The following is a 13,663-nucleotide window of genomic DNA, read 5'->3' on the forward strand; positions in this document are numbered from 1 at the left end:
CTTTGCTACCTGCACCTGGCGAGCAAGGAACCGCAGCAGCAAGTCGACTTCTATCGTCGCATGCTGGACATGGATGGTCTCGCGCAGCCCGATGGCAGTTGGCGATTGACCGGTCCGCAACGTGCGATGCTGGTATCGCCTGCTGACCACAGCGGGCTGCTTGCCGCAGCCTTTGCACTGGATAACCAGGAGCATCTGCAAACACTGCGCGCTCGCCTGAATGGCAATGGCTGTGTTGTCGAAGATATCGATTCGCCGCTACTTGAATCAGGAGCGTTCATGATCCGTGACCCTCAGGGCCGACAGACGCTGTTCGGTATATCTCGTGACACCTCCCAGGTTGATCGCGATGGCATGCCTGGCCGCCTGCAACACGTCGTGTTCCAGACCACCGAGCTGGAGGCCATGATCGACTTTTACGTCAACACGGTCGGGTTCACCGTGTCGGATAACGTAGTGGACGAGCAGACAGGCCAACTGACGACCTGCTTTCTGCGTTCCGACGATGAACACCACACATTGGCGTTTTTTCGCGGGTCAAAAAATGAATGGGATCACCATTGCTACGAAACCAACGAATGGAACGATATTCGTGACTGGGGCGATCGCTTCGCCAGGGAACGTATAACGATCTTCTTCGGTCCAGGACGACATGGGCCGGGCAACAACCTGTTCTTCATGGTGGTCGATGCCGATCGCAACCGGCTGGAGTTTTCGGCCGAGCTTGAGGTGACCGATGCCTCCCGCGAACCCGGCGTCTGGCCGCAGGAAGAGTACACCCTTAATTCCTGGGGACGCGCCTGGATCAGAAGTTGAGCGCTGCCCCCGGAGCCTCGAATTGCCTGATTGACGTGCCCCTCTTTTTCGAAAGGAAAAATCATGAACGCTGCACAGCCCGCCCCATATGCCATAGCCGGCGACCAGTACATCAAGGGTGCCTGGCGCACCGGCCGTTCGACCCGGCGGCTTGAGGATCGTAACCCTTTCAACGGTGAGCTACTGCTGGAAATGCCTTTGGCATCAGTCGCGGACCTGGATGATGCGTACCTCGCTGCGCACAACGCACAGACTGCCTGGGCACAGTTACAGCCGACAGAGCGCAGTACCTTCATCGAAGGGCTGGCGAACGTTATCCAGAGCCGTAGCGAAGAAATCATCGACTGGCTGATCCGCGAGTCCGGCAGTACGCGCATCAAAGCCAGCATAGAGTGGCAATCGACGCTGCGCATGGTCCATGAGTGCGCGACATTGCCCACGCAGGTTGAAGGCCGGATCCTGACCAGCTACAAACCCGGCCAGCAGAGTTTTGTCTTTCGTGAACCGCTGGGAGTGGTCGGGGTGATCAGTCCCTGGAACTTTCCGCTGTTTCTGAGTTTGCGCTCGGTAGTGCCGGCACTTGCGCTGGGTAATACCGTAGTGCTCAAGCCTGCCAGCGATACCGCAGTGACCGGCGGCCTGCTGATAGCGCACCTGTTCGAAGAGGCCGGCTTCCCTGACGGCACGCTCAATGTGGTGGTGGGTGCAGGCTCGGAAATTGGCGATGCTTTCGTCGAGCATCCTGTTCCGAGCCTGATTTCCTTTACCGGGTCCACAGACGTGGGTCGCAATGTCGGCCGCATCGCAACCGGCGGCAAGCACATCAAGCGCGTTGCCCTGGAACTGGGAGGCAACGCGCCGTTGGTGGTCCTGGATGACGCGGATATCGAGATCGCAGCGCACGCCGCAGTGGTCGGCCGCTTCCTGCATCAAGGGCAGATCTGTATGAGCGTCAACCGGGTCATCATTGATCGCTCTCTTTATGCGGACTTCGCGGCCTGCGTGGTAGAACGTGTGCGCAACCTGAAAACAGGTGATCCGGCCGAGGCAGATACCGTGATCGGGCCGGTCATCAACCAGAGCCAGCTTGAAGGTCTGCTAAGCAAGATCGATCTTGCCAAGCGTGCTGGTCTCAAATGCCTTCAAGGTGGCCAGGCATCCGGACTGCTTCTGCCACCGCACGTTTTCGGTGAAGTAGGCGCCGATCAGGCGCTGGCGCGCGACGAGACGTTCGGCCCCCTGCTACCGCTGCTGATCGCCGAAAACGAAGCTCATGCGCTGCAGCTTTCCAATGCCAGCGAATACGGTCTGGCCAGCGCCGTGTTTACCCGTGATATGGCGAGAGGCTTGAGCTTCGCGCGCGGTATTGTTGCTGGCATGACACATATCAACGACATCACGATCGATGACCAGCCCAATGCACCCTTCGGAGGGGAAAAGAACTCCGGCCTCGGCAGATTCAATGGTCAATACGCAGTGGATGAGTTCACGCGGACCCATTGGGTCACCTGGAAAGCAGGCAGCCATCACTATCCGTTCTGAACCGGGCCCATTGATGAGTGAGCGGGCAACGACCATTGCTCGTTCAACTGAAAACCACAACAAGAAGAGAGGCAGCCTATGAACAATCTGGCCTGTGCATCCACCGAACAGCTGGTGTGCTCCGAACGCCTGATGAAGTGGAAGGAGTTCATGAGTGAACACCTTGGGCGTACGCCGGATTATATAAGGCGCCTGGAGTCGACCTTCATCGAACCCCTCAATGACCGCGATTTTCAGGGGGCGACTGGAGTACGGCGACCTCGGCCCGCTGCGTTTCTGCCGGATGACTGCCAGCGCCCACCGCTATTCGCGTCACCTGAGCAACGCGGTCAGCGCGCTCGACACTCCGCGGATGCTGATATTGCAGACTGCGGGCGTCAGCCATGTAGAGCAAGGTCTGCAGCACAGCGTGCTGGCGCCTGACGACATGCTCCTGGTCGATTGTGGCAAACCCTTCAGCGTCACCAGCATGCAAGGCTGCGAGCATTTCATTCTGCTGCTTGAAGGTAAAGATGATCGGCTTGCGGACAACGTGGACGTGCACCTTAACGGACGCACTGGCCTGGGGAGAATCCTGAGCCACTTGATCAATGATGCTTATGGCCAGTATCCCTTGCTTAACCGCCATTCGGCACGCCTGATCGGCGATAGCATTGTCGGAGTACTTGATAATGCGTTCAAAAACAAAGACGAAGAAAAGCAACTCACCCATGACTTCCGTCTGTTCAAGCAGAATCGCCTCAAAGCCTATATTGAACGCCACCTTGCCGACCGGGACCTGACTGTGGAGCGCATCGCCAGCGTCGAGCAATGTTCGGTGCGCAGCCTGCACAGGACATTCCAGGTGGAACAGGGTTGTACAGTCAGTGAATATATCTGGCAACGACGCCTGTCGCGTTGCGCCGAAGAGTTGCGCAGCAATGAGCATGCCCATCGTTCACTGACCGATATCGCCTATGCCTGGGGCTATGGCAGCAGTTCGCATTTCAGCAGGCAGTTCAAATCGACATTCGGTATGTCGCCCCGGCTGTTTCGAGAGATGGCTCGCGGCAGGGATAAGCCGTCGAGTGCGGCCTGACAGCTGCAATCAAGCGACGGTTTCAGACCGGTTTCGAGCCGTGCAGTGCCGGCAAAAGCACGTCAGCTCGACAATCGGCGCGCGTTGCAAGAAACTTGGCAGCACGGTCTGCTCGTATCGGCATTCCGCCTCGGCACCATGACCTCCAGCATCCCTGCTCACCAATACGCTGCAACGGGCGGCGTTCGGCAGGACCAGATCGACCTCATTACTGCCCGTGCCGTTGACGCAGTTATCCACTTCATCGATATCGCCAACGGAGCACGTTAATGTTTCATGTCATGTTCAGCATGCCCTGCCTGTACGTCATCGCCCGATTCCTATGGCCGATGCCCTGGGCGTTATCGGCGAAAATCGCCGTTGCGGTGCTGCTTGTCCTTGCCTCGCAATATCATCTGTATTGCCGGTTTTCCTCCGGCAGCGTGTTCTCGCCGGAATTTCCACGCTACATCGTGATGCTGTTCAACTGGGCGTTCGGCGCGATCCTGTTGCTTGCGGTACTGCAAATCATCGTCGACATCGGCACATTGCTGACGATGCTGGTGCGCCGGCAGACGCTGAGCATTCCGGCCAATCTGCGTTATTTCATCGGTATGGCTGCCCTGGTGCTGGCGGCCATCGGCGTCCAGCAGGCCGTGCGCGTGCCGCCAGTGAAAGACATCCAGATCGCGATTAAAAACCTGCCTCCGCAATTCGAGGGCTACAAGGTATTGCAACTGACGGACATGCACATCAGCCGCCTGTTCGATGCGCCCTGGACCCGGGCTGTGGTGCAGCAGTCCAATGCGCTGGGGGTTGACCTGATCGTCATCACCGGCGATCTCATCGACGGCTCGCTCAACGACCGGAAGCAGGATATCGAGGCGCTGCGCGATTTGCGTGCGCCGGATGGCGTGTACGTCATCCCCGGCAACCATGAGTACTTTTTCGATAACCAGGCGTGGATGCAGCACTTCGTCTCGCTGGGCATGATCCCTCTCGCCAACAGCCACACGCTGATCGAGCACGACGGTGCACGCATCGCTCTGGCCGGCGTCACCGATGTCACGGCGCCGAAAACCGGCTTCCCTGCGCCAGACCTGCAGAAAGCCATAGCAGGCATCGCGAAAGACACACCGATCATCCTGCTCGACCACCAACCCAGAAACGCCGAGGAAACAGCGACCCACGGCATAGCGCTGCAACTCTCCGGGCATACCCATGGCGGCATGATTTTCGGTCTACACCGGCTGCTGGCCCTGGCCAACGGCGGATTCGTATCCGGGCTTTATGATGTGGGCGGGATGCAACTGTACGTCAACAACGGCACCGCACTCTGGCCCGGGTTTGCCATTCGTCTTGGCAAACCTTCGGAATTGACCCGGATTACGCTTCGGCGGGCGCTTTAGCGTTCCATCAGTGGGGCGTTGGCTGTTCGTTTAGTGGGTCTGCTGTCTCCTCCCGGGATTGAGCCAAAAGATCGTTCAACGCTGCATTCAGCCTCTGCAATGCTCCCTCTTTGTCTACCCACCATTCCGTGGACCATAGCCGCACCAGATTCCAGCCGAGACCGCTGAGAATTGCTCCGCGGACCTTGTCCCGATCCCGAGCAGTGGCAGCGCTGTGATAGGTAGCGCCATCGCATTCGACGCCAGCCAGATAGTCACCCGGACGATCGGGATGAACAATTCCCAGATCAATGCGGAAACGAGAGACTCCGATCTGCGGAATCACTTGCCACCCAAGACGCCTCAGGCCCTGAGCGACTGCCTCCTCGAACGGCGAGTCGTAACCACCGACCGAGCCTTGTACCGCCTCGGCCAAAGCTTTTGGTCCGCGCTGGGCAAACTCTATGAAATGCTTCAAGTCACGGACTGCGCGGGCATTGGTGCGGTTCAGGTCGATCATTGAAGGATCAAAGGATGAGAACACCAACATTTCTCGGCGAGACCGGGTGATCGCCACGTTAAGCCTGCGCCAGCCGCCGTCCTTGTTGAGGGGACCGAAGTTCATGGACATGACCTGCGCGCCGGGCTCGGTAGGACCGTAGCCTATCCCGAGCATAATCAGGTCGCGCTCATCGCCCTGGACTGTCTCCAGATTCTTGACGACAACCGGCTCGGTCTGTGTGTCCTGAAAAAACGGCTCGATCTGCGGGTACTGCTTGCGGGCGTTGTCCAACAGATCATTGATCAGTTTTTGCTGATCGGAGTTGAGCGTGATAATACCGATCGAATGGCCGGCAGCCACGAACGCGGGATCGGTAAGGCGCTTGACTGTCTCGCTGACAATGGCTTCGGCTTCAGCCTGGTTGTAGCGCCCTTTGCCTTTTGCATAAACACCGTCAACCCTGCGCCACTCGACGGCACTCGCGCGAGTCTCTGCTGCCGGAAAGGTAATGAGATTACTGTCGTAGTAACGATGATTGGAGAAGGCAATCAGGCTTTCATGGCGACTCCGGTAGTGCCAGCTCAGACTGTGGCTCGGCACCCCTGCTCCCAGGCATTCGTCCAGAATGCTTTCCATGTCTTCCGCGGTATCGTCGTCGCTGGCATTCGGGCCACGGTTGAAAAAGTTCGTCGGCGGCATTTGACGCGGGTCACCCGCGATAACCACTTGCCTGCCGCGAGCTATCGAACCGATTGCGTCCCATGGAGCAATCTGCGAAGCCTCGTCGAAAATGACCAGATCGAAAGGCGGTTGATCGGCGGGCAGGAATTGCGCAATCGACAGCGGGCTCATCAGCATGCAAGGCGCCAGGCGATTCAGCGCGTCGCCCATTTCGACAGCCAGTTGCCTGACAGGTTTGTGCCGGCGAGACTTCTGCAATTCATGTTTGAGAATGGCAAAGCCGCTGCTCTTGGGTATGTCATTTTTGGAGGGGATCAAGCCACACAGTTTGGCCCGGATGTAACGCACCGTCAGTTTCGCCATTTCGTCGTTCAGACGAACGAAAGCCGCAATATCACTCATGTGCTCGGCAGCCACAAAATTCCGCAACAGAGGTTCGCCGTCTATACCCTGCGTAGCGAACCAATGGGCATAGGCGGTGATGAAGGTTTCCTCGCTTGCTGCAGGTGACAGACTCCCTGCCTCGAGCGCACGCGCCAGACTGGCTAACCCAGCCTCAGCAGCCTGCTCGCGAACCCGGCACCAATCGCACCATGCCTTGAGCTGCTCTTCTTGTTGCTGGATTGAGAGCGAAGTAGCCCTCAACACGCCAACGCTCGGTTGTGTATCTGTACCAGCTGCAGATAATTCGGCAAACAGTCGAGCGGCGTCTTCATAGCGAGACAACGCCTGTTGCAAGGCTGATAACGCTACGCCGATTTGCCCGCCCGGCGCCAACATTTCGTTCGCGTCAACGACCAGTCGCGCGACGGCACCGCGTAGCGAAACGAGGTGGTCCGGTGATTGGGCCAGACCGCTTATCAGCCCGCGCAGACGTTCAGCCATTGAGGCTGCACGAAATATCTGTGACACGTCACTGGTCAGGCCCTGCCAGCCCGGGATCGATTGCAGGCTGCCGGCCAATGTATCCAGTTCGTTCAGTTGCGCGTGCAGGCGCTCGAAGATCGCCAGGTCGCCAAGCGTGTCCGGCAGGCCTGCTGCGCCACCTGAAGAGGCCAGTTTCTTCGCGACCTTTTTCTTGGCGAAAGTCGCCAGGAACCAGAACTTTCCTTCGGCATCTCGCCATTCGCTGCGCATCGCCTCAACGGGAATGCGACGGCAGGCTTCGTCCGCATAATCCAGCGACAGACCTTCTTCAAGCTCTCGATAGCTTTCGATTAACTGGCACGCGCGCCGGGCGGCTTCAATACGCGCGACGGCGTCGGGTGCGAAAGCGAATGAGAGGTTCAGTCCATAGGACTCCACGACCAGAGTCGCCAATTCGCCAAAGTGCTGAACCTGCGCCACTTCGGCTACAGGCAAGTCAAGGTGCGTCAGGCCAAGAAGCCTCTCACTCGCCGCATTCAGCGCGTCAAGGGCCTGCGGCAGCTCACGTGCGGCATTTGCAATGTGTGCCTGCCAGGCGTTCGACCACTGAGTCTGCGCCAGAGCGCCGAATTTGCCTGACAAATTACGTGCGGCATCACCGTTCAGGCCTAACCGGCGCGACAGATCCAGCAACTGGCTGTACTCGGCAGCATCATGCTGCGTGTCTGATGGCCAGGTCAGCCTGGGTGTTTGAGGGCCATGATCACGAACCACACGACCAATCGCCTGATGCAGGGAGAGCCCGTTGCTCCAGCGTCGGTGCAGTACCGCGACCAGATCGTTGAGTCGCGAACGCAGTGCCTGCAAACGAGTGGCTTCACGCTCCCATTCGTCGGCGCTCAATGCGTCGCTGACGTCCCAGGCGCGGTCCAGTTGTTTGAGTACTTCAACTTTAGAGGTCTTGCTTGAATGCAGTTCCAGGCAAAACTCGCCCAGCCCCTGTTCTGCCAGGCGACGGTAAACCACGTCCAGTGCCGCGCGCTTCTCTGCCACGAACAGCACGCGGCGGCCCAAGGCCAGATTGTGGGCAATCATATTGGCAATGGTTTGCGACTTGCCGGTTCCCGGAGGCCCATCCATGACGAAACTATGAGTACCGGCAGATGCCACCACGGCAGATAACTGTGAAGAGTCGGCCGGCAACGGGGCGAAAAGCGTGGCGGGCGTTACTGACGAGTCCAGATGCTCTGGTCTGGGAAACTCGTCTGAGCCGGAGAAGCCCTCATCTCCCTCAGCGGGGTCCAGCAAATGCTTGACCAAAGGGCTTTGCAGCAGCTGTGCTGCGTTGGCATTCAGGTCTTTCCACATCAGGTATTTGGCAAATGAGAAGGTTCCCAACACAAGTTCGGTACTCACCTCGAAACCCGGCACGTCACGCACTGCTCGCCGCACCATGTTCCAGATACCCGTCACATCAATGCCACTTTCATCGCTGGGCAGTTCGCCGTCCAGTCCGGGAATTACCAACTCGAAGTCATGGCGCAGCAGTTCAAGCAGCGTCAGATTGAAACGTGGTTCCTCATCAAGAAGGCTTAGCGTTACCCCGGACAAGGCACTTTTACGTTCAAGTTTTACTGGCAGCAAGATCAGGGGCGCGGAGTAAGTTTTCGGGTCGTCGGCACTCTTCTTCCATTTGAGAAAGCCGATGGCCAGAAACAGTGTGTTTGCACCGCCCTCTTCCAGATCGCTGCGCGCCTTTCGGAACAGATCAATCAGGGTGGCTTCAAGTTTGACTTTTTCCAGCCCGGCGAGCACTTCACCACGAGCAAGAGCCTGACGAGCAACTTCGTCGACCAGGTTTTCATTATTCTGCTGTTCGTACAGCGCCACATCCCGGCCACTGCTTTTCAGGTCAGGCACCGGCAGCACGCGAATTCGCTGACCACTGGAGAGAAGGTCTTCAAGCGCTGCCGGATCGGGACACAACAGGCGTACGCCTTTTGCGCTGTCCGGGAGATGCAGGAGACGGTTGCGGGTCGTCAGATCGAGGAGTTTGCGTTGCCACAGCGTCAGTTTGCCGGCAGGACCTTCGCTGTCGGTATTTATTTCGACATCGAACCCCGGGAGTGCCGGCGCCTCCTCCAGTCCTTCAATAGTGGGCGGAGCATCGGCTGTCGCATCAGATCCTTCTGTTACTGATATGAGCGCCATCGGACGAATCTTCTGCATCCGGGCACGGTGCAAATCGATGGCCATGATGAACTGCTCATCATCGAGTTGCCGCTCGGCAGCTGCAATGGCCTGGGAGAACCCCGGCGCAGGTGTCTGGGTAGAAAGGGTGGTTTCGAAGACCACCATTTCCTTCAGATCCAGGCGTTTGCGTACCGCCGACGCCTCATCGGTCAACAATTGGGAAAACTCTTGAGGCTGCAACCATACGCCTGCAAATGCATGTCCCTTGGTCATGATCAGCAGAGCATTCAAGCCCGCCTGCTCCAACGCCGCAGCAAACAGCAATGCAGTGTCCAGACAGGTCGCCACGCCGTTTTCCAGAACCACACTCGGAGGCCTGACTTTTTGGCCCTGCTGCTCAAAACTGGCCGGAGGTAATGCATAGCTCAACTGAAAGCTGCACACTCCTGACCAAATGGCAGAGGCAAGCTCCCAGGTTCGCGTACGCGACTTGCTTTCATAGCCGTCAATGCCATCTTTCTTGCCTGCGCGCCGTAATACCTGTGAAGCTGCCTTGAGTACGCGATCTACCGCGGGATCATTGGGCATGCAGAAAGCTGCAAGCAACTCCGGCATTGCGCTCAAGCCGCCCCATTCTGTTCGCGCCAGGAGTTCTACAGGGAAGCGCTGCTCAACGAGAACGTTGTCGCCCTGGGACAAGCGCATCACCACGTCTGCGCTGAGGCTTTCAGTCAGCCCGGCCAAATAACCCGCATTAAGCTTGATATCGCGCTCGGAGATGTTGAGGCGATCACCTGCATGGATGCGGTCTATATGCCAAGTCCGGCTTTCTACGAAATCGGGGTCGGTGCTTAAACTCAGGGTCAGGTTTTCAAAACCGGTTTCTTCCTGGTTCCAGATGCTTAGTTCACGTACCAGCGGTACGGCGTTCTGGTGAGAGGCGAAACCGATCTTCCGGGCGATCAGCGCCTCAATCTCGATGTTCATTCACGGGCTCCTGAAGCTGCGAGCGCTTGCCTCATAGAGGCAGCCAAAATGCGCATATACTCCATGAGTCATCGACAATAAGGAATGCTTATATGTGAATGGAACGCCTTATTCGCAGCAGCACCTCACGTTGACGCGATCGGCGCCAATCCCGATCACAGTTCCAAGAGGGTGCCGCAGCTCGCTGTACTGGCAGAAAGCCGCAGGTTTTATTGAGCGCCAAGCACTAGAGAACTCTCATCGTCTCTGGTGAATCCAAAGTTCCGCATTGAAGTTCGAGAGCGCCTGACTTGAAGCACATCCCCCTTATTTTCCAGGAACCGCCAACGCCCTGACCGGCCCTTTAGTCTCACTCATTGTCAGCAGCTCTGTTACCTGAGCCAACGGTAAGGGCCGTCCGAACAGGTAACCTTGGGCAAAGTCGCACTCATGAGTGGCCAGCCAGTCAGCCAGTCTCTCGTGCTCAATACCCTCGGCGGTGATTTTCATCCGCAGGCTTTTCCCCAGAGCGAGGATGGCCTTGACCATCTCGTTCTGGTTCTCGAGCGTCGTGTCGAAGAACGATCTGTCGATCTTGATCTTATCGATGGCAAGTTTGGTCAGGTGGTAAAGCCCTGAATAGCCGGTCCCGAAATCGTCCAGGGCGACGCTCACGCCCATCGCGCGCAGACGTTCGAGATTCAGGCGGGCACTGTCAACATTGGCGACGAGAGCGTTTTCCGTCACTTCCACTTCCAGCCGACTCAGCGGGAATTTTCCTTCGCTGGCCAACTGTTCCAGCCAGTCCGGAAAGTCGGGACTTTCGATCATCAGTGAGGTGACATTGATTGCCAGCGTGAAGTCGCTTGGCCAAGCGCGTGCCTGATCGAAGGCCTGAAGCAAAAGGGTCGCGGTGAGTGGCTTGATCAGCCCCAACTGTTCTGCCACGGGTATGAAGTCAAGCGGCAGAATGATTCCGCGCTCCGGATGCAGCCATCGCGCCAACAGTTCGAACCCGGACAGGCGCTGCTCGGGAAGGCTGACAATGGGCTGATAGAACGGTTGAATATCCTTCTCTTCGATAGCCAGGGTGAGTTCCCGCGCGAACTGCTCCTGCAGGCGCTGCTCGCGCTCGAAGCTGACTTCATAGAAATGAAATGTGGCTCGGCCACCGGTCTTGCCGCGGTACATGGCGCTATCAGCACGTTGCAGCAAGAGGTCGGGGTCTGAGCCGTCCATTGGCGCAATGGCAATGCCGAGGGTTGCACTCAGGACCACACGCGGCAGGCCAACGCTGGATGCCGCGATTTTGGCCAGAATGTTTTCAGCGAGCGGCGCCAGTTCGGCATGGCTGAAGTCACCGCTGACCGCCAGGCCAAACTCGTCGCCACCCAGTCGCGCAACGGAAGCCTGCCACCCGACAGTGGCGTCGCGCAGGCTTTCGGCAACGGCGCAGATCGCCGCGTCTCCCGCCGCATGCCCGTGGGTATCGTTGATGAGCTTGAATTTATCCAGGTCGATCAGAAAAACCGCAGTGTGTGTCGCTGGCTGCCGTAAGCGTGCAACCAGTTGCTCGTGAAACACACGCCGATTGAGCAAGCCGGACAAAGGATCGTGGCGGGCCAGAGATTCGCTGAGCGCCTGTGACTCGAGCAAATCGTTGTAGCTGCCATGGAGCCGTTGCATCAGGCGTTTCAGAAGAATGAACGGTATAGCCATCGATAACACTGCAAAGCCTGTCGAGGTCAATACAAAACGCCAACGCTCGGCGTTTTCGAAGTCCTGGTCGTAGGGTAAGCCCATTGCGACCATGGCGACGGATTCAAGTTCGAATTCCCACGCGATGGCCAACAGGAAAATAGAGAACACGTAAAACCACAACAAGGTGTAAAGGTACTTACGAACCATGTGTGGGCTGCGCAGGAAAGTCATAGTAACGATGCTCGAAATGACGGCGGGTGCAACGGTTATAAGCAGGGTATCGGTAGCCGGCTATCAGTCTTGAGGCAGTAGCACAGTGATTCCGATAGTGAGCGCCTTGCGCGAGTGCTGTCCCATCGATTTAATAAAACACACTCATTTAAAACTTTTATACGCAGGTGGCTCTGCACAGATCAGTACACTTCCTTTCCTGTTTAACTGCGCAATGAGTGACTCAGGGCAGCACACCTTTAGTGTCCCCTGAGTCGACCCGACTGTTCACACTTAACTGGAGCGCTGGTCCACAAACCGACTGACTGCCCGCACTACCGTGTTAGCGCCTTGCTGGATTTCCTGGATCACACGGTCTGCGTCGTTGGCCAATACCAGCGCCTCGGAAGCCTGTTCGGTGCTGCGCACAATGACGCCTACTGCGTCTGAAGCCAGGCTTTGGTTGGTCTTCACGACGTTTACGATTTCTTCCGCGGCTTTTGTCGTGCGGGAGGCCAGCTGGCGCACCTCATCGGCTACTACGGCGAACCCCCTGCCCTGTTCGCCAGCCCTGGCGGCTTCAATCGCTGCGTTCAGCGCGAGCAAGTTGGTTTGTTCGGCAATACCGCTGATGGTTTTAATGATTGTCCCAATCACCTGACTTTGCGAATCCAGTGCTTCGATACCTCGTGTAGCCTCTTCCATCGAAATGGTCAGCTGGCCGAGCATATGCAGCGTGTCCTTGATGACTTTTCGGCCTTGCTGCGCGCTGCTGTCAGTATCGATAGATGTTTGATAAGCCATTTCCGATGCTTCGGCGACGGCTTTCTCGCGCTCGACCTGTTCAGTGATGACCGTTGCGAACTTGGCAATTTTATAGAGTTTGCCGTTGGCGTCGGTAATCGGGTTGTAAGACGCCTCCAGCCATACATCACGACCACCTTTGTCAACTCGACGAAAACGATCGACGATAAACTCACCTCGGCGCAGTCTTTCCCAGAACTGGGTATACGCGTCAGAAGCGGATTCTTCAGGCAGGCAGAAAATCTTGTGATGTTTGCCCTTTATCTGATTTAGTTCGTAACCCATCGCCTTCAGAAAGTTGTCATTGGCGCCTATGACAATGCCATCGAGGGTGAAATCGATAACGGCGGTGGAGCGCTGCAGTGCGTTGACCAGGGCCTCGTTCTCACGCGAGGCTTCAATGGTTCGCGTCAGAACACTCGAGTACAGGGTGATCTGCTCGACGCCGCCGGTTTCATTTTTATAAGGAACGACAATGGTTCTCAGCCACACCCTCGATCCGGCCTTGCTGACCAAGCGCAACGTGCCGCTGAAATGCTTGCCGTCGCGAATCGCGGTCAACGCGCGTTTCTGGTGAACGTCACCGCTCAGTTCCGGCGGGCTCAGTTCAGACAGGTTGCGTCCGACAAGCTCTGCTTGGGCGTAGCTCATCTCCGTCTCGAACAACGCGTTGACGGTCTGTACCTTGCCCGTGCCATCCAGAACGACGGCGACTGTCTCCAGATTGAGGATTTGCCCTGCTTGCTCAAGCATGGCGAGGCGGCGCTCCAATGCCTTATTGGTATTTTTCAAATGAGAATTGAACATTGCGGCTATCCGGGACAGTTTGGGTTTGCAATCTGCATCGGTCATCGAACCGCAATCTTGAGCAGTGCCGGCGAACTTAATACGTAAATGGCCTGCCTATTGTCTGATTGTTGATATTAGGATCCAAAT

General features: G+C 57.2%; 7 protein-coding genes and 2 pseudogenes. 5 read left to right on the forward strand and 4 right to left on the reverse strand.

Features of this window, described 5'->3' with window-relative positions; genetic code table 11:
* Positions 1-9: 9 nt before the first annotated feature.
* The 5 genes and pseudogenes from PCPL58_RS15485 to PCPL58_RS15505 all read left to right on the forward strand — a co-directional run bounded on the left by PCPL58_RS15485 (position 10) and on the right by PCPL58_RS15505 (position 4,824).
* Positions 10-816 carry a VOC family protein gene (locus PCPL58_RS15485; protein ID WP_065351063.1) on the forward strand — a complete coding sequence of 269 codons (807 nt, stop codon included), beginning with the start codon at positions 10-12 and terminating at the stop codon, positions 814-816.
* A 63-nt stretch (positions 817-879) separates the two neighbouring features.
* The gene (locus tag PCPL58_RS15490) at positions 880-2,358 is read left to right on the forward strand and encodes an aldehyde dehydrogenase family protein (RefSeq protein ID WP_065349830.1); all 1,479 of its coding nucleotides are present in this window, start codon (positions 880-882) and stop codon (positions 2,356-2,358) included.
* A 78-nt stretch (positions 2,359-2,436) separates the two neighbouring features.
* Positions 2,437-3,436: pseudogene (locus tag PCPL58_RS15495) on the forward strand (helix-turn-helix domain-containing protein).
* Positions 3,437-3,481: 45 nt separating this feature from the next.
* Entirely contained in the window at positions 3,482-3,706 is a 225-nt protein-coding gene (locus PCPL58_RS15500) for a hypothetical protein (protein ID WP_054081409.1), read from the forward strand.
* Positions 3,706-4,824 (forward strand): metallophosphoesterase, encoded by a 1,119-nt coding sequence (locus PCPL58_RS15505; protein WP_003372883.1) that lies wholly within the window; start codon positions 3,706-3,708, stop codon positions 4,822-4,824. Before PCPL58_RS15500 ends, PCPL58_RS15505 begins: the two co-directional genes overlap by 1 nt.
* A gap of 7 nt (positions 4,825-4,831) precedes the next feature.
* Here the strand turns inward: PCPL58_RS15505 and PCPL58_RS15510 are convergent, their stop codons facing one another.
* The 4 genes and pseudogenes from PCPL58_RS15510 to PCPL58_RS32685 all read right to left on the reverse strand — a co-directional run.
* On the reverse strand, positions 4,832-10,033 hold the full coding sequence (locus PCPL58_RS15510; protein WP_065349831.1) for a DUF4011 domain-containing protein: 5,202 nt from the start codon (positions 10,031-10,033) through the stop codon (positions 4,832-4,834).
* A gap of 306 nt (positions 10,034-10,339) precedes the next feature.
* Entirely contained in the window at positions 10,340-11,944 is a 1,605-nt protein-coding gene (locus PCPL58_RS15515) for a putative bifunctional diguanylate cyclase/phosphodiesterase (RefSeq protein WP_065349832.1), read from the reverse strand.
* A gap of 273 nt (positions 11,945-12,217) precedes the next feature.
* Positions 12,218-12,727, reverse strand: coding sequence for a methyl-accepting chemotaxis protein (locus PCPL58_RS32680; RefSeq protein WP_404944151.1), 510 nt, complete (start codon positions 12,725-12,727; stop codon positions 12,218-12,220).
* Between the two features lie 30 nt (positions 12,728-12,757).
* Positions 12,758-13,579 (reverse strand): annotated as a pseudogene (locus PCPL58_RS32685) (PAS domain-containing protein); the annotation flags it as partial.
* Positions 13,580-13,663 lie beyond the last annotated feature (84 nt).

Origin of the sequence: Pseudomonas cerasi, assembly GCF_900074915.1 — a bacterium.
GTDB classification, from domain to species: domain Bacteria; phylum Pseudomonadota; class Gammaproteobacteria; order Pseudomonadales; family Pseudomonadaceae; genus Aquipseudomonas; species Aquipseudomonas cerasi.

Coding starts and splice junctions, on each gene's coding strand:
- PCPL58_RS15510 (WP_065349831.1), bottom strand. CDS start 10,033: ATGAACATCGAGATTGAGGCGCTGATCGCCCGGAAGATCGGTTTCGCC.
- PCPL58_RS15490 (WP_065349830.1), top strand. CDS start 880: ATGAACGCTGCACAGCCCGCCCCATATGCCATAGCCGGCGACCAGTAC.
- PCPL58_RS32680 (WP_404944151.1), bottom strand. CDS start 12,727: ATGGCTTATCAAACATCTATCGATACTGACAGCAGCGCGCAGCAAGGC.
- PCPL58_RS15515 (WP_065349832.1), bottom strand. CDS start 11,944: ATGACTTTCCTGCGCAGCCCACACATGGTTCGTAAGTACCTTTACACC.
- PCPL58_RS15505 (WP_003372883.1), top strand. CDS start 3,706: ATGTTTCATGTCATGTTCAGCATGCCCTGCCTGTACGTCATCGCCCGA.